At 56.5% G+C, this 21,869-nt stretch carries 19 protein-coding genes; 5 read left to right on the forward strand and 14 right to left on the reverse strand.

Annotated features, from left to right (window positions below; translation table 11 throughout):
- Position 1 precedes the first annotated feature (1 nt).
- From BUE18_RS13880 to BUE18_RS13910, 7 genes are all read right to left on the reverse strand, one after another.
- Positions 2-1,441: a 3-oxoacyl-ACP reductase gene (locus BUE18_RS13880; RefSeq protein ID WP_073476664.1), complete on the reverse strand. Its 1,440-nt coding sequence runs from the start codon at positions 1,439-1,441 to the stop codon at positions 2-4.
- A 59-nt stretch (positions 1,442-1,500) separates the two neighbouring features.
- The gene (locus tag BUE18_RS13885) at positions 1,501-2,370 is read right to left on the reverse strand and encodes a MaoC/PaaZ C-terminal domain-containing protein (protein ID WP_073476665.1); all 870 of its coding nucleotides are present in this window, start codon (positions 2,368-2,370) and stop codon (positions 1,501-1,503) included.
- A 234-nt stretch (positions 2,371-2,604) separates the two neighbouring features.
- Positions 2,605-3,822 carry an ABC transporter permease gene (locus BUE18_RS13890; RefSeq protein ID WP_073476667.1) on the reverse strand — a complete coding sequence of 406 codons (1,218 nt, stop codon included), beginning with the start codon at positions 3,820-3,822 and terminating at the stop codon, positions 2,605-2,607.
- Positions 3,819-4,562 (reverse strand): ABC transporter ATP-binding protein, encoded by a 744-nt coding sequence (locus BUE18_RS13895; RefSeq protein WP_073476669.1) that lies wholly within the window; start codon positions 4,560-4,562, stop codon positions 3,819-3,821. Before BUE18_RS13895 ends, BUE18_RS13890 begins: the two co-directional genes overlap by 4 nt.
- Before the next feature lie 54 nt (positions 4,563-4,616).
- Positions 4,617-5,825 (reverse strand): efflux RND transporter periplasmic adaptor subunit, encoded by a 1,209-nt coding sequence (locus BUE18_RS13900; protein WP_073476670.1) that lies wholly within the window; start codon positions 5,823-5,825, stop codon positions 4,617-4,619.
- A gap of 2 nt (positions 5,826-5,827) precedes the next feature.
- Positions 5,828-7,174 (reverse strand): TolC family protein, encoded by a 1,347-nt coding sequence (locus BUE18_RS27525; protein WP_073476672.1) that lies wholly within the window; start codon positions 7,172-7,174, stop codon positions 5,828-5,830.
- Between the two features lie 592 nt (positions 7,175-7,766).
- A complete protein-coding gene (locus tag BUE18_RS13910; RefSeq protein WP_073476674.1) occupies positions 7,767-8,498 on the reverse strand; it encodes an alpha/beta hydrolase family protein in 732 nt (243 codons plus the stop codon).
- A gap of 105 nt (positions 8,499-8,603) precedes the next feature.
- Here BUE18_RS13910 and rlmD point away from each other — a divergent pair, with 105 nt between their 5' ends.
- Positions 8,604-9,995, forward strand: coding sequence for a 23S rRNA (uracil(1939)-C(5))-methyltransferase RlmD (gene rlmD, locus BUE18_RS13915; protein ID WP_073476675.1), 1,392 nt, complete (start codon positions 8,604-8,606; stop codon positions 9,993-9,995).
- Between the two features lie 115 nt (positions 9,996-10,110).
- Here rlmD and BUE18_RS13920 read toward each other — a convergent pair whose 3' ends face one another.
- The 5 genes from BUE18_RS13920 to BUE18_RS13940 form a co-directional block, all read right to left on the reverse strand.
- Positions 10,111-10,422 (reverse strand): hypothetical protein, encoded by a 312-nt coding sequence (locus BUE18_RS13920; RefSeq protein WP_028316003.1) that lies wholly within the window; start codon positions 10,420-10,422, stop codon positions 10,111-10,113.
- Positions 10,423-10,639: 217 nt separating this feature from the next.
- Complete coding sequence (locus BUE18_RS13925) at positions 10,640-13,114, reverse strand: pyruvate formate lyase family protein (RefSeq protein WP_073476677.1); 2,475 nt, start codon at positions 13,112-13,114, stop codon at positions 10,640-10,642.
- Between the two features lie 592 nt (positions 13,115-13,706).
- Positions 13,707-15,152 carry an alkyl/aryl-sulfatase gene (locus BUE18_RS13930; RefSeq protein WP_170868368.1) on the reverse strand — a complete coding sequence of 482 codons (1,446 nt, stop codon included), beginning with the start codon at positions 15,150-15,152 and terminating at the stop codon, positions 13,707-13,709.
- A gap of 42 nt (positions 15,153-15,194) precedes the next feature.
- Positions 15,195-16,013: a sterol desaturase family protein gene (locus tag BUE18_RS13935; protein WP_073476681.1), complete on the reverse strand. Its 819-nt coding sequence runs from the start codon at positions 16,011-16,013 to the stop codon at positions 15,195-15,197.
- A gap of 99 nt (positions 16,014-16,112) precedes the next feature.
- Complete coding sequence (locus BUE18_RS13940) at positions 16,113-16,619, reverse strand: hypothetical protein (protein ID WP_170868369.1); 507 nt, start codon at positions 16,617-16,619, stop codon at positions 16,113-16,115.
- A 150-nt stretch (positions 16,620-16,769) separates the two neighbouring features.
- Here BUE18_RS13940 and dfsP point away from each other — a divergent pair, with 150 nt between their 5' ends.
- The 4 genes from dfsP to BUE18_RS13960 are packed head-to-tail and all read left to right on the forward strand — an operon-like array spanning position 16,770 to position 19,324.
- On the forward strand, positions 16,770-17,396 hold the full coding sequence (gene dfsP, locus BUE18_RS13945; protein ID WP_073476736.1) for a DUF166 family (seleno)protein DfsP: 627 nt from the start codon (positions 16,770-16,772) through the stop codon (positions 17,394-17,396).
- Between the two features lie 40 nt (positions 17,397-17,436).
- Complete coding sequence (locus tag BUE18_RS13950) at positions 17,437-17,772, forward strand: hypothetical protein (RefSeq protein ID WP_073476684.1); 336 nt, start codon at positions 17,437-17,439, stop codon at positions 17,770-17,772.
- 24 nt (positions 17,773-17,796) lie between these two features.
- Entirely contained in the window at positions 17,797-18,645 is an 849-nt protein-coding gene (locus BUE18_RS13955; protein ID WP_073476686.1) for an SDR family NAD(P)-dependent oxidoreductase, read from the forward strand.
- Between the two features lie 16 nt (positions 18,646-18,661).
- On the forward strand, positions 18,662-19,324 hold the full coding sequence (locus tag BUE18_RS13960) for a class I SAM-dependent methyltransferase (RefSeq protein ID WP_073476688.1): 663 nt from the start codon (positions 18,662-18,664) through the stop codon (positions 19,322-19,324).
- A gap of 9 nt (positions 19,325-19,333) precedes the next feature.
- Here the strand turns inward: BUE18_RS13960 and BUE18_RS13965 are convergent, their stop codons facing one another.
- Complete coding sequence (locus BUE18_RS13965; protein WP_073476737.1) at positions 19,334-20,026, reverse strand: aspartate/glutamate racemase family protein; 693 nt, start codon at positions 20,024-20,026, stop codon at positions 19,334-19,336.
- Between the two features lie 385 nt (positions 20,027-20,411).
- Complete coding sequence (gene coaE / locus BUE18_RS13970; RefSeq protein ID WP_073476690.1) at positions 20,412-21,860, reverse strand: dephospho-CoA kinase; 1,449 nt, start codon at positions 21,858-21,860, stop codon at positions 20,412-20,414.
- Positions 21,861-21,869: the final 9 nt, after the last annotated feature.

Below are 21,869 nucleotides of genomic sequence, written 5' to 3' on the forward strand. Positions count from 1 at the left end.
ATTATGCGCCGATGAAGTTCTGGCCGCAGATCCGCAGCACGCCGCCCGTGATTCCGCTGGCCTGGGGGCTTGCCAAAAAGGTCACGACCTGGGCCACGTCCTGGGGCAGGCCGCCCTGGGAAAGGCTGGCGAGCCGGCGTCCGGCCTCGCGGGTGGCAAAGGGGATGGCGGCGGTCATCTGGGTTTCGATGAATCCGGGGGCCACGGCGTTCACGGTGATTCCCCGGTCCGCCACCGTGGGCGCCAGGGCTTCCACGAACCCGATCACCCCGGCTTTGGAGGCGGCGTAGTTGGTCTGGCCCACGTTGCCGGCGATGCCTGCAATGGAAGACAGGCAAACGATCCGGCCGTTATCCGGCATGATTTCCAAAAGTTCCCTGGTGCTCGCAATCAGCGCCAGAAGATTGATGCTCATGACCATGTTCCAGCGGTCCGCGTCCATGTTCGCCAGCATTTTGTCCCTGGTCACGCCGGCGTTATGGACGATTACGTCCAGGCCCTTTTTGCCGTAATTCTCCGCAATGTGATCCTTAATGGCCTTGGCTGCGTCCGAGGCCGTGATGTCGCAATTCAGGGCCGAGCCGTTGATCTCCCTGGCCAGTTTGGCGGTCAGGTTCTCCTCGCCGGGGCGATCCATGACAATCACCCTTGCGCCTTCTCCGGCCATGGTCCGGGCGATCTGCTCCCCAATGCCCCTTGCCGCGCCGGTCACCAGGGCGATTTTGCCGTCCAGAGGGCGAATGTTGGTGAAGGACTCCAGAGCCTTGACCCTGGCGGACACGCGCACCATCTGGCCGGAGACGTAGGCGGAGCGGTCGGATAGAAAGAAGCGCAGTACGGGCTCCAGCCGGTCCTCGGCGCCTTTTTCCACGTAGATGGCCTGGGAGGTCGCGCCTTTCTTGCCGATTTCCTTGCCCGCGCTTTTTACAAAGCCCAGCAAGGCCCGGCTGGCCGCAGCCTGGGATACGTCCTCCAACTGATCGGCGGGGCGGCCCAGGACAATGAGCCTGCCGCAGGGGCTCAGGGAGCGGATTTTCGTGTGAAAGAATTCGTACATCATTTCCAGTTCGGCCGGATCGGAAACGCCGGTGGCGTCAAATATCAAAACGCGGAAGTTCAGGCCTTCGGGCTTGGCGTCCATGTCCAGGGCCTTGGCCAGCCTGCCCCGTGCAGCGCCCTGCTTCTGGTAATGGCTGAATTTTTTGGAGTCCGCGGCCGCATGCACCAGCACGCCCATGCCGCCCAATGCCCGGGCGACCTGAGGCGCAAGCTCCGAGCCCGGCAAATGCCCCACGGCCGCATCCACGTCCAGCAGCGGCATTTCCTCCCACGGCCCGGCGGGGCGGCTAAGCTCCTGGGGCAGCGAAAGGGGAATCCCCAGGTTTTTGACCACTTTTCTGGCCGCGTCCTTTTTTCCCAGTTCCAATAACATGTCTCCCATTTTTCCTTCTCCTTCTGCAGCCGATGAATCCGGCGCATCTTTCATGATTCAAGAACATTTTAAACGGTGTATGCGCCTGAAAGGTAAGGCGCGCTTCCCGTTGCGGCGCCTAAAAACACGGCGCCCCCGTCCACGAAAACGCCCGGCGCCGCAGGCAGAACCAAAGGCCTCACGAAGCGGCATTCAAAGCTCTTCAGGGCGTATGGGTTCTGAGCCAAAACGTTCCGGTTCAAAGCCTCGATGGTGCGGGCCATGCTGGAAAATCCGTGGAGGATTGTGTTGGGAAATCCCGCCATCCGGGCGTAGGATGGAATCCAGTGGATGGGGTTGAAATCCCCGGTCAAGAGGGCGAAATCAATGCCCGAATCCAAAGCCAGGTTAAGGGTTGCGATTTCCCGCGCGGTTTGGGGAATTAAAGCCTTTTGCTTGCCGCTTTTTTTATCCGACTTTTTGGGGATGATGGCGTTGACCGTGCATTCCAGGCATTGGGGATTGTCCTCCACGCCCGTGACCATCTTCTGCTGCAGCACAACCCGCGATTCGGTTTCGTTCACCTGGGCCAGTTCGGCCCGAACCTTCAAGGGCCGGTCCGCCGGAATGGGCGCGTGCACCACAAAGGACGCCCCGCCGTTCAGCACTTTGGTCAGGTTGTAGGGCAGGCCGGTCAAGGTTTTGGCCATCAGGGGAAAGCCCCACTGGGGGAACAGGCTGGGGGGCAAAGTCCCTTTGTACCACGAAGGCTCGCCGCCCACGTGGCGGAGGTAATCCTCTATCAAACCTTGGGGCCGCGGCGGCAGCACCGCCTCCACCACGGTTGTTTGTCCGCCGCTGTTCAGGCTGACTTTTTTCAGGATGGGTCCCGCCGCGGTTTTCAGCAGGGCCATGATCACCGGGATTTGGTGTCTTGCATACAGGGGGGATACTCGCATTGGGGGCGCGCTCCTTTTTGGGGTTAGAAAAATCTACGGTTGCTTAAACTGACATGTCAGTCTAATTACTCAACTAGGCATTGTCAAGAGGGAAGTTGATGGATAATCACTAGGAAAGGAGAAGCAAAAGAGGGGCGCCCAATTGGTTGCTGTTTTTCTTGCAAAAGATTGCCATGTTTATAGTGTTGTCCAACGGGACAACACTATAAACACCGGCGACGAACTTTTAAACAATTACTCGTACCGCAACGCCTCGATGGGGTGCAGCCCGGCGGCTTTGCGGGCCGGGTAGAAGCCGAAGAACACGCCCACGCCGGCGGTGAAGGCCACGGCCGTCAATATCACCGACAGGTTCGTCACCACGGAGCATCCCAGGATTGCGCCCAGCCCAAAGGCCAGGCTGAGCCCTGTGACGATGCCGAACACGCCTCCGATCAGGCTCAGGATGATGGCTTCCACCAGAAATTGCGCCATGATGTCGCTGCCCCGGGCGCCCACGGCCATGCGAATGCCGATCTCCCGGGTGCGTTCCGTGACGGAAACCAGCATGATATTCATGATGCCGATGCCGCCCACCAGCAGGGACACTCCGGCGATGGCGCTCAACAGCGCGGTCAGGGTCCCGGTCATCTGGGAGGCCATGTTGATGATTTCCGTCTGGCTGCGGATGTTAAAATCGTCCTCCTCGCTGTCGCTCAATTTATGCTGAGCCCTTAGGATCTGGGTGATTTCCTTTTCCGCGGCGTCCATTTTTTCCTCGGAAACGGCGCTGGCCATAATCACCCGGAGGGTCTTGCCGTCGGACAGCCGGTATAAAGCAGTGGTGGACGGGGTGAAGATAACGTCGTCCTGGTCGTTGCCCATGGAGCTTTGGCCTTTTTCCGCCAGCACGCCGATCACCTTAAACGGCACGTTCCGCACCCGAATTCTTGCGCCCAGGGGATCGCTGTCCCCAAAAAGCTCCTCCGCCACGGTCCGGCCCAGGACCGCCGCCTTGGCGCGGGTTCTCACGTCCCGCTCCGTAAAGAACGTCCCGCTGGCGATTTCGTAATTTCGGATAGTCAGATAATCCGGCGACACCCCCTCCACGGAGGTGCTCCAGTTGGCGTTGCCCGCAATCACCTGTTCGGACACGCGGACATTTGGGGAAACAGCCAGCAGGGTGGAGGATTTCTCCCGCAGGGCCTTGACGTCATCCATGCTGATGGTAGCCAGGGAGCCCGACCCCAACCGCACGCCGCCGCTCCGGCCGGCGCCGGGGTGGATCATAAGCAGGTTGGTTCCCATGGAGGAAATCTGGGTCTTGATGTCCTTCTGGGAGCCCTCGCCCAAAGCCATGAGGGCGATGACCGACCCCACGCCGATGATGACGCCCAGCATGGTCAAAAGGCTGCGCATCCGATTTTTCAGGATGCTTTGGAGGGCGACTTTGACGAACTTAAACCATTTCATGAGGCGGCCTCCTGTCTCGTCCCGGGCTGGACGGCAGCCAGGGCCTCAGCGTTATTGCCGTTCAAGTCGTCGCTGATAATCCTGCCGTCCCGCATGGCGACCACCCTCCGGGCGTGTTCGCCCACGTCCGCTTCGTGGGTGACCAGCACAATGGTGATTCCCTGCTGGTTGAGGTCCTTGAACAAGGTCAGGACGTCCAGGGTGGTCTTGGAGTCCAGGTTGCCCGTGGGTTCGTCCGCCAGGATGATGGCCGGATCGTTCACCAGGGCCCGGGCGATGGCCACGCGCTGCTGTTGGCCGCCGGAAAGCTGGCTGGGCTCGTGGCTCATGCGATTGGCCAGGCCCACTCTATCCAGGGCTTCGGCCGCCAGTTTTTTGGGATTCAATCCTTTTTTATTGCGATTGTAAAACAGGGGCAGCTGCACGTTTTCCAAGGCGCTGGTCCGGGGCAGCAGGTTAAAGCCCTGGAAAACAAAACCGATGCGCTGGTTGCGGATGTCCGCCAGGTGTTTTTTGCCCATGCCGCTCACGTTTCTGCCTTCCAGAAAATACTCTCCGGAAGTCAGGGTGTCCAGGCAGCCGAAAATGTTCATGAGCGTGGACTTGCCGGAGCCTGAAGCGCCCATGACCGCGACAAAGTCCCCGGGCATGATGGACAGGGACACCCCGTCCAGGGCGTGCACCTTTTCTCCGCCCAGGGTGAATATCTTTTGGGCGTCTTTAAGCAATATGGTTTCCATTTTTAAATCCTTGCAACGGGTATTTCTTGTTTTTCCTGCCGGTCCGGCTATTTTTCAGCGGCCGGGGGGAGGTCCGCCGCCGCCCGAGCGGCGGGGCGGCCTGGGCATGAGCTTGGACAAGATGCTTTGCTTGGAGGCGCTTTGCTCCTTTTTAATCCCGGTGACGACCATGTCGCCTTCCTGAATGGCGCCGGACAAGACCACCGTGTTGGCCCCGTCGGTGATTCCCGTTTCCAGCGAAACCCGCCTGGGCATGCTTCCGTTATCAGAGATCATCACGGCCGGCCCGTCTTCCGCTGCTGCCTCCGGTCCCGCCATCTCCGACTTTGCGAAGGACAAGGCCGAGTTGGGAACCAAAAGCTGGTCTTTGATTTGCTGGACGATAAAGTCGATGGTGGCCGTCATGCCGGGAAGCAGCTTGCCGGTTTTGTTGGGCGCCTCGATCACCACGGTATAGGTGACCACGTTGGAAACCACTTCGGGGTTCAGGCGGATTTGCAGGACCACGCCCGTGAACTCGTCGTCCGGATAGGCCTGGACCGTAAAACGCACAGGCTGGCCTTCCCGAATCTGGCCGATGTCGCTTTCATCCACGGCCGCTTCGATCTGCATGTCGGAAAGATCCTCAGCAATCAAAAACAGGGTCGGCGTACTGTAACTGGCCGCCACGGTCTGCCCTTCCTCAATGGCCCGTTCAATGACCGTGCCGTCAATGGGGGATTTGATGACCGCATTCCGCAGATTGGTTTTGGCGGTGTCCAGGGAAGCCTGGGAGGAAAGCACGGAGGCGGCGGCGGTTTCCTTTTCCGTCTCGTAGGTCAAGAACTCCTGGGCCGACAGATGGCCTTTTTCAAACAAGGGCTTGTTGCGGTCGTATTCCGCTTTGGCCTGTCTGAGCTTGGCCTTGGCCTGGGCCAGGGCCGCTTCGGCTTGCTTGATGGACGCTTCAAACAAGGACGTGTCCAACTCCGCCAGGATTTGCCCTTTTGTCACCTTGTCGTTATAGTCGGCCAAAACCCGCTCTATGGTTCCCGAAACCTGGGTGCCTACTTCCACCGTGCCCACGGCCGCCAGGGTTCCTGTGCTGGAAACCAGGGTTTCCATGGCGCCTGTTGTCACCATGGCGGTTTGGAAGGGAGACTTTTCCCGCGAAGGCGGTTCAGGCGCGCTCAGGAAATTGCGGGCCGCAAACACAATAAAAGCCGCTCCGCAAACCATCAGCAGAACCTTCAATATTTTCCATATCCATTTTAAAAACGTCATTCCTAATCCTCCGCGGAAATATCTTTGGCGTCCAGGGTCCCGGAGTAGAACGCCAGGGCCATGGCTTGAATTCGCAAGTTGACTTCCGCTTCAATCTGGTCGTACTGGGCCTCCACAAAAGTGGTGCGGGCCTGGGTAAGCTCCGTCAGGGTGGATGCGCCGACCGTGTAGCGTTGCGAGCTGGAGTCCAGGGCCTGGGTTGCGTATTCCAATTGATCTCTGGTGACCTGAACCTTTTTTTCGGCCGTCTGATAGTCGGCGACAGCCTGGCCGATTTCCACTTCCACCTGCCTTTTGATCTTTTCCAACTCCAGTTCTGCATTGTTCAGGCTGATGCGAGCCTTGGCCACGTTGTTCCTGGTGATGTTTCGGTCAAAGATGGGAATGCTCAGGGACAAACCCACGCGGGCGTCCATGCTTTGATCCCAGAACTGATCCTCAAAGCCAAGATCGCCGCCGCTGGAATAATTCGTGCCCACCTCGCCGGTCAGGTCCAGGCTGGGCAGAAATCCCGCCTTGTTTTCCTTGATGGAGGCCTGGGCCGCGGAAATGGTTTCGTTTTGACTCTGGATGTCAGGCCTTTGGGCCAAAGCCTGGTTCAGGGCGCCTTCCGTAGTGACGCCGGCCGGCAGCAGGTCCTGGCGCAAGGCGGGGGCGGCGATTTCAAAGCTGGCGCTGGCCGGCATGCCGATGGCCTCCATCAACTGGATTTTGTTCACCGAGTAATCCCTTTGGGCGGTGAGCAGATCCAACTGGGCGGAGGAGGTTTGGGCCTTTTGCTGATACAGGTCGGTCACCGGCTTGCTGCCGGCGTCGTAAAAGGCCTGGATTTCATCCAATTGCCGGGCGTTATCCTCCAGGTTGTTTGCCGCAACCTTGATTTTCTCCCTGGCCGTATACGCCTGGAAAAACGCCGCCATGGTACTGTATATTACGCTTTGCATGGTGCGGTTCCGGGTGTTTTCCTCTGCCGATAGGGAGTACCTGGATTTTTCCAGGGCCGCCTGATCCCCGTATCCGTTGAACAAATTCAGGCTGGAGGATAAGGCGGCGTTCAGGGACTGAAACGTGCTGTCCTCCGTGGAGTCCGCCCGGTCCGCGCTGGCGGACCAGGAAGTACTGGCCGACAAGCTGGGCAAAAAGTCGTCCTTGTCCTGCTTGACCGTGATTTCCGCGCTTTTAACGCTGTTTTGCGCCATGCGCAGATCCTGGTTATGCTCCAAGGCAAGGGCCACCGCCTTTTCCAGGGTCAAAGGCTCGGCATTCTGGGCGAAGGCCGGGGCCAGACATAGGATCAGCGCCGCCGTCATAGCCCAAATGCGCTGGGTTTTTCTTTTTATATGCGTCATTTATAAACTCCTGAAACCAAGTTTGCTTTCCGTTTACCTCCGGCGCTTTTATAGTCGATGAAACGGCCTGGAAAGTCGACAAAAATCCTATAATACAGTCGCAGGCGCGTACAGAAAGGTAACACTCGTGGTGGATGGAGTTCAGGGAAACAAGGCTTGGAGCGCGCCTGGGATGGGGAGGACCTGTCATAGCAGGCCGGTCCGAAGCAAACCATGAAGGATTCTTGAATGGAAAAAATCCCCCACTCCCGCTGTATCCATGCACGGGAATGGCGAGGAAGTAGAACTGCAGCAGCGCTTCTGTTTTGTTGGGTTTCGCGGCGGTTGCATAAATCTCATGAGGCGTTTAGGCAAGGCGTTTCTTTTTTATGCAACGCCCTTTTTCGGCGTTCTACCCCACCTACGTTTTATTCATAAAAATAGTAGGTTGAGTAGAGCTTGCGGAAGGCTTTTTACAAAGGCTGTCCAATTCCCGCTGGAATAATCATTAAAGCCAAAAATGCATGTGCGAAACCCAGTATATGGACTTGTCGGCCGGGCGCGATTTATTCATTCCCGCCTTTTTTTATTGAGCGGGGAGTGGGAACCCTGTTCAAAAGAGATGCTCCCTATACCAATCCACCGATTCTTCGATGAAAACGCCCTGGTCGCGGGAGCTGGACATGCGGTGATCTCCGTTTTTGAACAGACGCAGCTTCTTGGGCTCCTGGCACATGGCGTGCAAAGCCAGGGCGTGGGCCACGGGCACGGTTTCGTCCTGGTTGCCATGAAAAATCAAAATGTTGGATATGGGAAGCTCTTCGTCTTTCGCCAGCACAGGGTTTTCCTCGTAAAAAGCCTTGCTTAACAATTGGTCCTGGTTGGCTTCCTTTAAAACGTCGATGACCGACGAAAAATCCATGGGCGCAGCGTTGACCACCATGCAGTCCACGGGATTTTGCAGCGCCGTCTTTAAGCAGACCGCACCGCCCATGCTGGACCCGAACAGGCCCATTCTTTTTTTCAGGCCGATTTTGTTCTTGACGAAATCCATGGCGGCCATAAGGTCCCGGCATCGATTGGTCAGGGTGGTTTCCTGTTTGAAATTTCCCTGGCTGCCTCCGCATCCCCGGTGGTCTATCCTAAGAAAGGCTGCGCCGTTCTTGCATAAAGCCCTTGCCAGAGCGGTTTGCTTGGGCGACTGCCGATCAGCGAAAAGACCATGGCAGCCAATGATGACAGGCGGGTTGGCGGCGCCGGGATCGTGAAAAGTTCCCTGGAGCAAAAGTCCGTCCACGTGAAAGTGAACAATTTTCTCGTTTTCTCGCAAGTCTTCTTGTGCCATAATGCTCCTTTTGTCCGGGGAGGCCGTTTATCCGGGCGGCTGAAGCCTATCCTCCCCTAAGTTTTCAATAAAGCAGGAAATATGCCACATGCCGCGGAGGCGAATATGTCAGTTAAAAAGGGTCAAATACTGAACCTTAGCATAGAAAAGACAATTTTTGGAGGCCAAGGATTATGCCGGGTTGACGGCCTGGCGGTTTTTGTGGAAAAAACGGCCCCCGGCGACAAGGTAAAAGCTCGCATTATCCGCAAGAAAAAGAGCTTCGCCCTGGCCCGCGTCGAGGAAATCCTGGAGCCCTCGCCCGTCCGCGTACAAGCCCCCTGCCCATACAGCGGCATGTGCGGCGGCTGCAAGTGGCAGTTCATCGACTACGAAAAGCAGCTTGAATACAAAGGCCAGCAGGTGGCCGAATCCCTGCATCACATCGGCGGGCTGGAAAACGTGCCCGTGCATCCGGTCCTGGGATCGGAGCTGATTTACGGATACCGGAACAAAATGGAATTCTCCTGCTCCGACCACCGGTGGCTGCTTCCTGATGAAATCGCCCGGGAAGAGGAAGTGGACCGCAGCTTCGCCCTGGGGCTGCACGTTCCCGGAACCTTTCACAAGGTCATGGACATTGAAAAATGCCTGCTGCAGACCGAGGACGCCAACGGCATCCTGCAGACGGTGCACGCCTATATGAAAGAATCGCCCTTGCCGGCTTACGGCTTGAAAAGCCACGAAGGCTTTTGGCGTTTTGCGGTCATCCGCCATTCCGTGGCCCGGGACGAGTACCTGGTTAATATCGTCACTTCCTGGGAGGAGCTTCCCGCGGTTCAGCCCCTGGCCGATGCTCTGGCGGAAAAATTTCCCAAGGTAAAGGCAATCGTCAACAACATCACGAATCGCAAGTCCGGCGTGGCCGTGGGCGACACGGAAATTTGCCTCAAGGGCCGGGATTACATCATGGACAGCATCGGCCCCTGGGAATACAGGGTTTCGGCCAATTCATTCTTCCAGACAAACACCCGCCAGGCGAAAAATCTTTACCAGACCATGGAGGATTACGCAGACCTGAAAGGCGGCGAAAGAGTTCTGGACCTGTACAGCGGCGCCGGAACCATTCCCATCTGGCTGTCCCCCAAGGCGGGCGAAGTGCTTGGCATTGAAATCGTGGACGTGGCCGTCGCCGACGCCAGGGACAACTGTGAACGCAACAAGGTGGATAACTGCACGTTTTTGGTGGGCGACATCCTGGAAACCCTGGACGAGGTGGAGCACAAGCCGGACGTGCTGGTGATCGACCCGCCCAGGTCGGGCATGCACGGAAAGGTGGTCAAAAAGGTATTGGCCATGGCGCCGCCCAAGATGGTTTACATCTCCTGCAATCCCACCACCCTGGCCCGGGATTTGGAATTGCTGTCCGAAACCTATTCCGTGGAGGAAGTCCAGCCCATCGACATGTTCCCCCACACCCACCACATCGAGGCCGTGGCGAGGCTGGTGAAGAAGTAGGGCGGATTTTTTTCGGAGGCGGATGATTTATTTTTGCTTTGTCACATAAAAAAGCCAAACGTTGTCATCGTTGGCAACGTTTGGCTTATTGGGGATTAAAACTGTCGGGAGCCTGCTATCCCGGAACTGAAACGGGCGCTGCCTTGCCGATGTATTCCATGGTTTCTTCGTACTTTGAACGGACGTCCGTCGCGCCCTTCTCGATATCCTGCTTCAAGCCGGACCAGTCGGAAGGGCATTCATGGTTCAGCGAATTCACCTTGTCTTCCAGTTCCGTCATAATGATCCGAATGTCCTCGATATTGGGCAGCACTTTTTCTCTTTCCGGCGTGCCCAGTTTATCCACTTTGGACATAGCGTCCCACATTTTGGCTTTCCAAGCCGTTAATTCCGCACTCATTCCATTACAAAAGTCCTTAACGTCCATTGGCGCCTCCTTTGGGGGGAATGGTTGAATTCCGCAACCGAAGCCAAGGCGGGCGAGCGTTGGTTCCGCATGCAAGCCGCCTTTTTGCGGTCCGTGATTCAACCAAATTTAATGGTAAATCATGGAACTGTCAGACCTGTAACTTGAGAATACGAGATTAGAATAAACAGTCGTTTCCATCCATGTCAAATTTTTTGCACGGCTGTCATTGAAAAAATTATTCCTGGATTGCGTGGGTGGTGCGGCTGATAACCTCGTCCTGGACCATGGGCTGGAGATCGTTGAAATACGCGCAATAGCCCGCCACACGCACCACAATTCCCGGATGCGCGTTGGGGTCTTCTTTGGCCTCCATCAATGTTTCGGCGTCCAGGATGTTGGGCTGAACCTGCATGCCGCCCATGTTCATATACGCGGTAATCATGCTGGATAAAATGCGCGCGCCTTTCCCGCCTTTAAACTGGCGTCCGTCGAATTTGATATTCAAGGCGCAGCAATTGCCCCAATGGGAGCTGTCCAAAGAGGCTGCGGACTGCAGCACGGCAGTGGGGCCTTTTTTATCCGCGCCGTCCACCGGAGACAACCCGTTGGACAGCCGATATCCCGCGGGCCTGCCGTTGGGCAGGGCGCCCGTGGCCTTGCCGAAGCCGTGGTGGCAGGTCATGGAGTAGATTCCGGCGATGTATTGACCGCCCCGGGAGTTTTTATGGGACGTGACCGCTTCGGTGTATGCGTCCGCCGCAATCTGGGTCATGCGGTCGGCTTCCTTGTCTCCGTTGCCGTAACGGGGGAATTTTTGCGAAATCTCCTGCCTTAGCTTTTCCCGGCCTTCCCAGTTGCTTTGCAGGATACGGACGAAAGCTGCAAGGCTCATGCGTTTTTCATCAAACACCACCCGCTTCAGAGCATATAAGGAGTCCCCGGCGTCGGCCAGCCCTGCGGCCTGTACGGAAGTCAGGTCGTACATGGCTCCGCCCCAGGTCACGTCCTTGCCGCATTTCAGGCATCCCTGGGTGATGACGGAATTGACAGGCGTGGTGCGATGCACGCGATAGGCCTGCTCCATCATGGTGATGACCTTGGCCATTTCATTGACCGAATCCCGCACCTGGGTTTTAAAGGCTTTTAAGACGTGGTCGAAAGTGCGCAGCTCTTCCGCGGGCGGGGTGGGCGCTCCGAACCGAAGCGCCGGAATGCGCCGCGATCCGAATCGGTATCCCTGGTTCAAGGCCAGCTCCAGGCACAAGGGCAGATTGAACAAAGCCGCGTCAGACGAGTTGTAGGTGCGGCCCTGGCTGGCCATTTCCACGCAGCCGATCACCGCGTAATCCCGGGCGTGAGCCTTGGTCATGCCCGTGTTTTCCAAGGCCTTGATGACCGCCTTGTCTCCGAAAAAGGACGGCTTGCCGCATCCCAGAGCGGCCACGGCCGCGGCTTTTTCCAGAAGCCACGGCGGTGTTTTTTTATGCACCCGAACGTGCAGGGCGGGCTCCCGGGTTTTTATCTGGGAGAAGGCGTCCAGCACCAGGCCGGAAAGCTCGTTGGTCGAGTCCCGGCCTCCCCCGTTGACGCCGCCCACGGTAATGCCCTGGGCCACGCCGTTTCCCGAAAAATACTGGTCAATCCTTTCGGAATAAATGGGGATGGTCTCGCAGGTTTTCAACTGAAAGGAGGCCATGATCTCCACGGCTTTTTCGTAGGTCAAAAGGCCTTTTTTCTGGTCAGACTTGTAAAGGGGAAGCAAAATCCGGTCCAGCCGGCCGAAAGACAAGCCTTGCTCGAAATCCTCCAGGTTCATGGCCATGTGAACGAGCCAGCAGGCCTGGAGGCCTTCCTTAAAGGTCCTGGCCGGATAATAAGGCACGTGCAGACAGGCTTCGGCGGCCTCCAGAAGCTCCTTGCGGCGCTCCAGGGCCACGCCTTGCGCTGCGGCCTTTTTTTCCGCCTCCGCCGCCAGATTGGAGGCCATATTGCGAATGCCCAGGACGACCGTGCGCACGCTTTTGTAAAAAGCCCGCTGGTCGGCGTTCAGCCGGGTTCCGTCCTCCAGGGAGTCCGATTCCAGCCTGTCCCGGGCGTACAAATCCGCCTTGACCAGGCCATGGTTAACGACTTCTCCGTAATTCCCCGCCTGATGGCTGATGCCGGCCTCTTCGGTGACAAAATAGCGTTTGGCGCGGAAGAAATCCAAAAAATGGGAAAACCTGCCCGGCTTTAAAAGGGCTTTGCCTCCAATGCTGACGGGAATGCTTTTCAAGCCCAGCCGTAAAAGCTCGGCTTTTTCCATGGGCGCCAGTTTAAAAGGGATTTGCCGGTCTTCCAGATGAAGCAAATCCTCCAGAATATTGAGGGAGCCGCCTTCCGGATAAAAGTTCGCCCCAACGCGTTTGGAGCTCATGTTGCCTATAATCAGCTCGTGATTATAAATGCGGGGCCTGCGGCGGCGCATGATATGGCTGAGCATCAAAGCTCTTGCCTCGGCCGGGTGCAGATTCTTGGCCGCCTTGCCCTTTTTGGATTCCCAGAATTCAAAAAACAGGCTGGGCCGCTCCAGGCAGATGGAGTAAGGCTCGGCCATCAACTCCGCCCTGACGGCCAAAATGCGGTCGCTGGCCTGGGGAAACAGGCACGGATTTTCCAAATAAGGATTGGCTTTATGAACTTCTGCATTGGGAGACGCGGCTTTTCCCATGATTCCCCCTCATTTCCCGATGCGCCGCTTTACCGGCGCGGGTTTGCATTGGCTTGCTTTGCTTTTAATGTAGCAAAACAGCCGGCGCCTCACAACATTCTTTTTTAAAACCGGGTTTTATGCCGTGCGGTATCTGCAAGGGAAAGATAATGTTCATGCCTGCTGGATTTGGCTGGACGGCTATCTGCTCCGCCTATGTTGAGGCAGCTCTGTAGATGCAGGGCTTGCCCTGCTTTCTTTTGGAGGCGGCCGCGGCGGAGCAGTACCCTGCCGGGGCGCATGAGCGCCTTTTATTTCAACCCATACGGCAATTGAATTCAAGGAGTTTTCTATAGTCTATCATGTATATTAAAATTAAATATTTCAAATAGTTAAGTGTACATCCCCACGCACGGCATGGGAACGGGATTTCAACCGTCCCCTTTGGCCCCGGGCATTGCATGTCGCGGCGGGCCTATTTTTTTGGGGGGGTGGCCCAGGCAAAGCAGTACCTTGCCTGGGCGCGCAGCGCAGTAGGGGCGATTTCAACAGCTAATCAAGGCCGGGGACAAGCAGCGTCCGAAATAGGCTGCGTAAAACGAAAATTCCTAATTTAATGTGGCTTCACCCCGGCAGCTTTGCGTTCCATGGCCGCGGCGGAGCGATAAAACCCGAACATGTTCAGGTTGCCGCTTTGATATCCCAGATAGTCCAGGGAATCCGCCTTAATAGCCCTGGCGGTTTTATCCTTGGGATTGGCCTTGATGACCACGTCGCATAACTCGCATGCAAGCTGATGTTCATTGGCTTTTTGCAACTCTATAGCCCGGACCAGCAGTTTGTCCGCTCCGCCGGCCAATTTGACGACTTCCCGGTTTGTATAGGACGGAGGAAGGGGATTGAGCCCGGAGCCATGGCCGTCGTACCAGCCCGTTTCGCCCTGGTAGATGCCGCGCACGGACCAGTCCACCCGGCCGTAAACCTCCTGCAGATGCTTGCGCGCGGCGAGGTCCGGCGGCAGTTTGACTTTGGCCGCGGCTTCGTCTACGGACAGGCCCTGGTTGATGCATTCAATGGTCTGGTCGAATACGGATTTGATTCCGGCGGAGTGGGCCTCCAAGGTTTCCTTGATTTTCGGCGCCCCAATAATTTCAAAGGAATGGCCGGGGATGAGGTATTCGGCGTCCATCTGCGCCATGCGGTCCAGGGACTCGTACCAGCCCCTCACCGGCCTGGGCTCCAGCATGGGCGTATGGAGGTTGGGAAAGCTGGCGTAATACAAATCGCCGGGAAACAGGGCCTTTTCCCGGGGCAGCCAGACCATGAGATGATCGGGCGTCTCTCCGATGGTGTGGTACAGCTTGAATTCCTTGCCGCCCAGTTCAAAGGAGTATTCCTGGTCAAAGGTAATGGTGGGCCACACAATGTCTTTTTCGCCGGCCGTATGGGACAGGCGCACCTTGGACTGCATGGGCGGCTTCCGGGCGTATTCCGAATCCATGTCGCCGGACTGGATTTTCCGGCAGCGTCTTTGGAAGGGCGCCAGCCAGCCGAAATCCTTTTTCATGAACTCCACGCAATCCTCCGTGGCGATCACCTGGGTGTCGGGCCCCATAAAAACAGGCGCGCCCACGATGTGATCCACGTGGCCGTGGGTGTATATGATGTATTTGACGGGCCTGTCCGTGATTTTCCGGAATTCGGCCAGGATTTCCCGGGCTGCGTCCAGGCTTTCCGTGGTGTCGATGATGACCAGGCCTTCGTCCGTAATAACCATCTGGACGCCTCCCAGAGAGTATCCCCGGGCGTAATAGATGTCATCCGTGACTTTGACGATGGTGGGCGTAAACGCTTCTTTCAACTCTTTGATCTGGGCCAGGGATTCCACCATGACCTTGGGCGGCGGCGGAGGCGTGTACTCCACCGTCGACTCGCCGGGCGCCTCCGGGGTTCGTACAACCAGGCTGGATCCTCCAAAGGACACGTAATGGCTGCCTAAAGCGACGATCAGCACAACAATGATGATGAATTGAAAAAAGGCCAGGACTTTGTATAGCATGTTACCCTCCCGAAAAATATGGTGCATGTAATACGCCCTCGGTCAGGAGTTTCGCTGGACCTCCTTTCCAAACGGCATGATAAGCAAGGCGAGATACTGGAGTTTGTCTTCCTCCCGGAATTTCGCCAGCCCGATGGTCATGCCCTGGTGGCCCTTCAAGGGAGCGGCGCGGTACGTGCCCATCAGCCGGTCCCACCACGGCAGGCAAAATCCGAAATTGGAATTGAACTCCCTGATTATCACCGAATGATGCACCCGGTGCATATCCGGCGTAACCAGAAACAGCCGCAGGATTTTATCCAGCCCCGCGGGCATGCGAACATTGGAATGGTTGAACATGGCTGAAGCGTTTAAAATCACTTCAAAGGCCAGCACGGCCAGGACAGGCGCTCCGATCAGGAAAATCACCCCGATTTTGATTCCCATGGAGAGCAGAATCTCCACAGGATGAAACCTGGCGCCGGTGGTCAGGTCAATATCCAGGTCCGCATGATGCATCATATGCAGCCGCCACAACAGGGGCAGATGATGAAAAATCATGTGCTGCATATAAATGGCGAAATCAAGGACCAGGAAGGCCCCCAAGACCTTCAACCAGTAAGGCGCATCGATGAGAGCAAGAACGCCCCACCCTTTTGCCTGCGCCAGGACCGCAAATCCCGTGGCGCCTGCGGAAAAGAGATACCGCACAGCCAAACTGCCCGTGGCCGTTATCCCCAGGTTGGTCGCCCATCTTTTGGGCTTGGATGCGTTCAAACGTCTTTTTGGCGCCAGAACCTCCCACAAGGCCATCAGAAGAAAAACCCCAAAAAACGATCCAAGCCGGACAAGCATTTCATGTTGTTGAATCAGATCGCTCATGGGCTAAATTCCTTTTTGCTTTCAGCGCCAGGCTGATTTGTATATAACATTTAAATAAAAACAATACAAATGCTTCTTGAAAAAAAACTTCATTGGCAGTTAGAGCGAAAGAACCAAGCCCATGGACGAAAGCGTTATCGCCAATATTACAGGGATTAAAGGCGGCTTCGCGGGCGTCCTGGCGGCCACGATATAGGTTCCGTACAATGCCGGAACGGCCATGAAATTGTATATGACAAATAAAGCCGGGGCCGCCCAGGGCTCCCCCTGGCGATAGGGTATGGCCAGTAAAATGATTACGGCTGCACTGGAGCAGAAAAATCCGCCGGCCACTATACGAAGCGCGGAAAGAATCATGCCCTGAAACTGGGGGGAAAGCTCTTCCCACTCCAGGCCGGAGGCCTGCTGATGATAGGGGAGAAATTTTGGGGTGAAAAAATATACGCAGGCGGCCGCCAAAAAGCCCGCCGCGCAGATGGAAAAGCATACAACGGCGACGGTGCGGTGAACCCGCTCCGGCGCCCACAGCAAAACCACGGCCAGAACTAAGGCTCCGGCTGCAACGGTTATTATGGATTGTCTGAGCATGTTTTTCCCCTGGTTCATGGCTGCTCCCGGCTTTGAGGCGATTGTCTGCATTTGATTCCTATGGTATGATCATACCGTTTTTACAGCAATTACGCAAACACAACAGCCATTGCGGACGCCGCCGGCGCCCATAACCCTTTGCGGCGGCGGGCCGGAAAAAAGGAACGCATGCAGGTCATCAAGGTTTTTCAGCAGAACAATAGCGGGGCTCGCAAAATAGCAGCAGTCAGGGAAAGGGCCGGGGACGACTTGATCCTGGACGTCATCAATATTGACCATGCCCTGCCCATGGTTTTGGACGACACGGAGGCGTATCTCAAGGAAGCGTGGGAAATGGAGGCGGACCTGGTTCTGGACTATCTCAAGCACCCGGACCTTTCCTACGATTTATGCCGCATTTGCTCCGAACGGGGAATACCCGTGGTTTCCCCCACCAAAAAATGGCGCAGGCCCCACGTTTTTACGCCGCCCACATGCTGCGGCCTGCCGAAAAACGGCGAATTGGGCGCCTACGCCTGCTCTTTTGGAGCGCCCGAACTGGAAGCCGCGGCCGAGGACGGGGTGGTCAAGGAAATCCGCGTCATCCGGGGAGCGCCCTGCGGCGCCACCTGGGAGGCGGTCAAAGACGTTTTAGGCAAGCCGGTGGAAGAGGCCGGCGTGGCCATTGGGCTGAAAGTCCAGTTTTATTGCGTGGCCGATCCTGCGGGATGGGACCCGATTTATGGAAAGAGCCCGGTGCATTTCGCCGGGCATGTGCACCAGGCCGCCTTGGAAAAGGCCTTGAAGAAATTGTGAAAAGCGGCCATTTTTATTGAAAAAAACAGGAGGGGATTGTATGGGGTATTATCTTAAAGCGCCCATGCCTGAGGCGCAAGTCGCCAAAATGCAAAATTTGGCTCAAACCCTGCGGGAAGACCCGGTCAAGGGCAAGCACACGGACGAAATGCTGCAAGTGTCCTCCGGGACCATTGGCATCATCCTGGAGCATTTGTTCATAGAACCGCTCAATCGGGTGAACGCCGGGGCGGTCTCACGCAAGGCAGCGGCCATGGGCATCAAAACCGGCTTATCCATGTTTACAAAAATCGCACGTAAATCCTTTGCCGGCTTTTCATCGGATCAGCTTTTGGGCTTCGCCGACTGGCTGGAAGACGGCATCGGGACCGACTAACCGTCCATTTTATGAGGGGAAGACATGCCGCATTTTAAGGATAAGATAGCCATCGTGACCGGGGCGGGCTCCGGCATTGGAAAAGGGTTGGCGCAAGCCCTGGCGGAGCGAGGGGCGAAGGTGGTTGCCAGCGACGTGAATGCGGAACGAATCGCTCAGGTGGAAAAGGAGTTTGCGATTAAGGGATGGGATTGCGATTCCCTCGCCCTGGACGTACGGGACGCCCAGGCGGTGAAGGACATGGTGGACTCCGCCGTGCAAAAATACGGCCGCCTGGATTTCTTGTTTAACAACGCGGGCATAGCCATAGGCGGCGAGGCCAAGGACTGCGAACTGGAGGACTGGCAAAACGTCCTGGACATCAACCTCTACGGCGTGGTGAACGGCGTGGCCGCGGCCTATCCCATGATGGTGGAGCAGGGCTTCGGGCATATCGTCAACACGGCCTCCGTGGAAGGGCTGTGCCCCTTTCCCGGAACAGCTTCCTACGTGGCCAGCAAATACGGCGTGGTGGGGCTTTCCCATTCCCTGCGCCTGGAAGGCGCCGCACGGGGCGTGAAAGTCAGCGTTATCTGTCCCGGCTATGTCAAGACCGCCATATTCGACGACTCCAAACTCGTGGGGATGACCGATTATGAGTTGGACAAGGTCAGGCCGCCGGAGTGGATCGGCGTCACGCCCGAGCAATGCGCCGAAATCGTCCTTAAGGGCGTGGAAAAAAACAAAGCCACCATTGTGGTGACCAAATTCGCCAAGATGCTGGCCGTAATCAACCGGATTTCACCCACGCTCATGCAATGGATGATGACCCGCAGCTTTAAGGACGCTTTGAAAAAAAGGGCGAGGGAAGAACTAAAACGACAACAAGCCTAAGGGGGGAGGCCTGTCCATGTGGAATGACGCAACCGCTCCATACACCAAGTTTGAATCCTGGTTTTACAACGCCTTCATCGCGCAAGGCATGCTTCCTTTTATGGATCGCGTGCAGGCCGACTTGAAGCTCGAGGCCCCGGAAAAAGGCTCTTTGCTGGACGTGGGCTGCGGGGGAGGGCATATCCTGGAACGCCTGGCGGAAAAATTTCCCCAATTGACCCTGGCCGGAGTGGATCTTTCCGAGGAACAGGTGGACCGGGCCAACGAGCGTTTGCGCCCTTACGTCAGCCGCACTCAGATCCGCCAGGGCAGCGCCCTGAACCTGCCTTATCCCCCGGACAAGTTCGACGTCATATTAAGCACCGGCTCCATCAAGCACTGGCCGGACAAGGTCCTCGGATTGTCCGAATGCCTGCGGGTGCTAAAGCCCGGCGGCAGGCTGCTGATCATGGAGGCGGACCGGGGCTGCCGCCACAAGGACGTGGACAATTTATTCCGGCACACGAAAATTCCCGCCCTGCTCAGGCCGATTTTCAGGTCCTTTTTCCTGCTGAAAGTGTCGGGCCCGTCCCTGGATCTGGACGACGTGCGCGACCTCGCCGCCAAGGTTCCGTTAACGGATTGCTCCGTCTCCCGCATCAAAGACGTGCCCGCCTGGGTTTTGGACGGGGTGAAATAAGGAACAGGGTCAACTAAGGGCGTATTTAAGGGCCGCTTCAGCATGAATGATGGCTGTGTCCAAAAGCGGGGCGGAAAGGTCCTCCTGCCTAACCAGCAGGGGAATTTCCGTGCAGCCCAGGATGACGCCCTGGGCGCCCTTTGCGACTAACTCCTCCATTATATCAAGATACCTTTGCCTGGACTTGTCCAAAAAGCGGCCTCTGACCAACTCCTCAACAATGATTTTATGTATGACTTCCTGCTGCAGCGGATTCGGCGCCACAGTTTCCAATCCAAAACGCGAAAGCCGGTTTTGATAGAATCCGTCGCTCATCGTGTAGCGGGTGCCAAGGAGGCCCAGCGTTTTCAGCCCCAACTCTTTGGCTTTGCCCGCCGTTTCGTCGATGATGTTGATCAATGGAAGACCTGCTTTTTCTGCAACTTGGTCATACACCTTGTGCATGGTGTTCGTGGCGATAAGGCCGAATTCCGCGCCGGCGTTTTTCAGTTTTTGGAATGAGGCGGCCAGGTCGTCGGCAATGAGGTCCCACCTGTTGTCGCTTCTCCATGCATGATATCTTTCCAGATTGGCGCTATAGATTATGATTTCAGGATATTCATAATCGCCAAACCGCTCAGAATAGGTTCTTGTAATATGCAAATAATAGCTTACCGTGGATTCCGGGCTTAGCCCGCCGACGATTCCGATTTTTTTCTTCATTGCCTTTAATTCCATTCCGTGCCGTCGCCCAAAATTCAACAAACAATCCAAAGGCTATTTTCTGAATAACTCCAGGAGATTATTCCTATCAAAATTGTCCGGAACTGGCAATCGATTTAGGCGGGATTCTCAGGCAGTTGAATCATGCAGCGGGAGACCCAGGCAGCAAACAGCGCTGCCTGGGCTGCCCAGCAAAGGCGTGCAAGGACGCGGCCGACGCATTGTTCCTGTGCGCCCTAAAATGTGTAAGGCCGGCGCCTATAATAATCCTTTGCGCGAAGCGCAGTTGAAAGGTTTTGATCAAACTTTTTCAAAAGTTTGCCGCCGGAGGCAGTTTTTTTTACTACCGCCGGAGGCTCTTTTATAAGTCGCCGGAGGCGCGCAGTTATTTTTGCTTTTCCACTTCCGCAATGCGCTCCTTCTGGATGGCTTTCAGCTTGTCCCACAGGGCGTCCACCTGGGCTTGGGTTTTTTCCAGGCTTTCGGAGTTATCCACCAAAAGGTCGCAATAGCCTTTTTTGTCGTCCACGTGCATCTGGGATTTGATAATGCTCTTGGCCAGATCCTCGCTGTTGCCGTCGCGTTCTATGAGGCGTTTCAGCTGGGTGTCTTCGGGAGCGTAGACCATAAGCAGGTTGTCGAACATGCCCTGCATATTTATTTCAATGAGCAGGGGGATGACCACCTGGATGATGGCTTCGGGATCCTTTGCCGTGTACTCCTCCACCAGCTTGAAAAACTCCTCGCCGATGCGGGGATGAGTGAAGCCTTCCAGCCTTTTGCGCTTCTCCATGTCCGAGAACACAATTTCCCGCAGCTTGTCCCGGTCCAGGGTTTTATCTTCCTGCAGAACCTGTTCGCCGAAATAGGCGACGATGTCATTGTAGCCCTGGGTTCCCGGCTCCACAACCACCCGGCTTAAGACGTCAAAATCGATGGTGAAGGCGCCTTTTTCCTCCAGCATTTTCGCCACCGTGGATTTGCCGGTGGCGATGCTGCCGGTGACGCCCAAAAGCAGGCGGCGTTTATTGCCCCTAAGGGCTGCGACCATGGCTTCCGCGCCGTAGGCTGCCGGAAAGGCGGCGGTGACGTCGGCTTCGGCGCCCGCGTAGCTGATTGGATACCGGATGCCCCGTTTGTACAGGGATTCCAGGCCGGCCAGAGCCTTGTCCATGAGGCCCACGGGCAGTGCCATGACCAGCTCGTCGTCCTGGGCGTGTCCGTACCGGCGCTCCCCGTAGCAGGGGATGGTCAGCGACGGCTTGCCCGTGTTGTAGCAGCGAGCGATGGCGTCGGAGCAGGAGCTTTCTCCCACGCAGAAAAACTGCATGACTTCGTAGTCTTCAAACTGGAGCGCGTTGATCAGGAGCATCATCTGAGCCGGATTGGCGTAAATGAGCACGATGTCCGGCTCAAAGGGGTTGTAAACCAGGGGCGCCATGATCACGGCTTCGTATTTTCCCGTGGGAATGCGGGGGATGCCGTTTTCGTATTTCTTTCCGTCCGCCCGGGATTTCGCCCAGACGATGCTGCGGAAGGTGCCGTCGGTCATGAACTCGGGCAGTTTGGCCAGGCCGATGATGGAGGGGCACATGACGGAGATGAACTCCTCGGCCGTGGCGCCCACGGTCCAGTCGAAGTTGCGCACCAGATTGGTGAGCTGGCACATGGTGGCTTTATGGCTCAATCTGCGCATGAAGGGGACTTTGTCGATATCCTCTTTGTTTTCCAGCATTTTAAACGCGACGGGAAAGGACTTGAGGCGCATGAGCAATTCCATGCGCCGGATGACGGGCTCCCAGTTTCTTGCGGCTTTCAGATCGTTAGTTTCCATTGCAGGCCT

This window comes from Desulfatibacillum alkenivorans DSM 16219 (assembly GCF_900142135.1).
GTDB classification, from domain to species: Bacteria; Desulfobacterota; Desulfobacteria; order Desulfobacterales; family Desulfatibacillaceae; genus Desulfatibacillum; species Desulfatibacillum alkenivorans.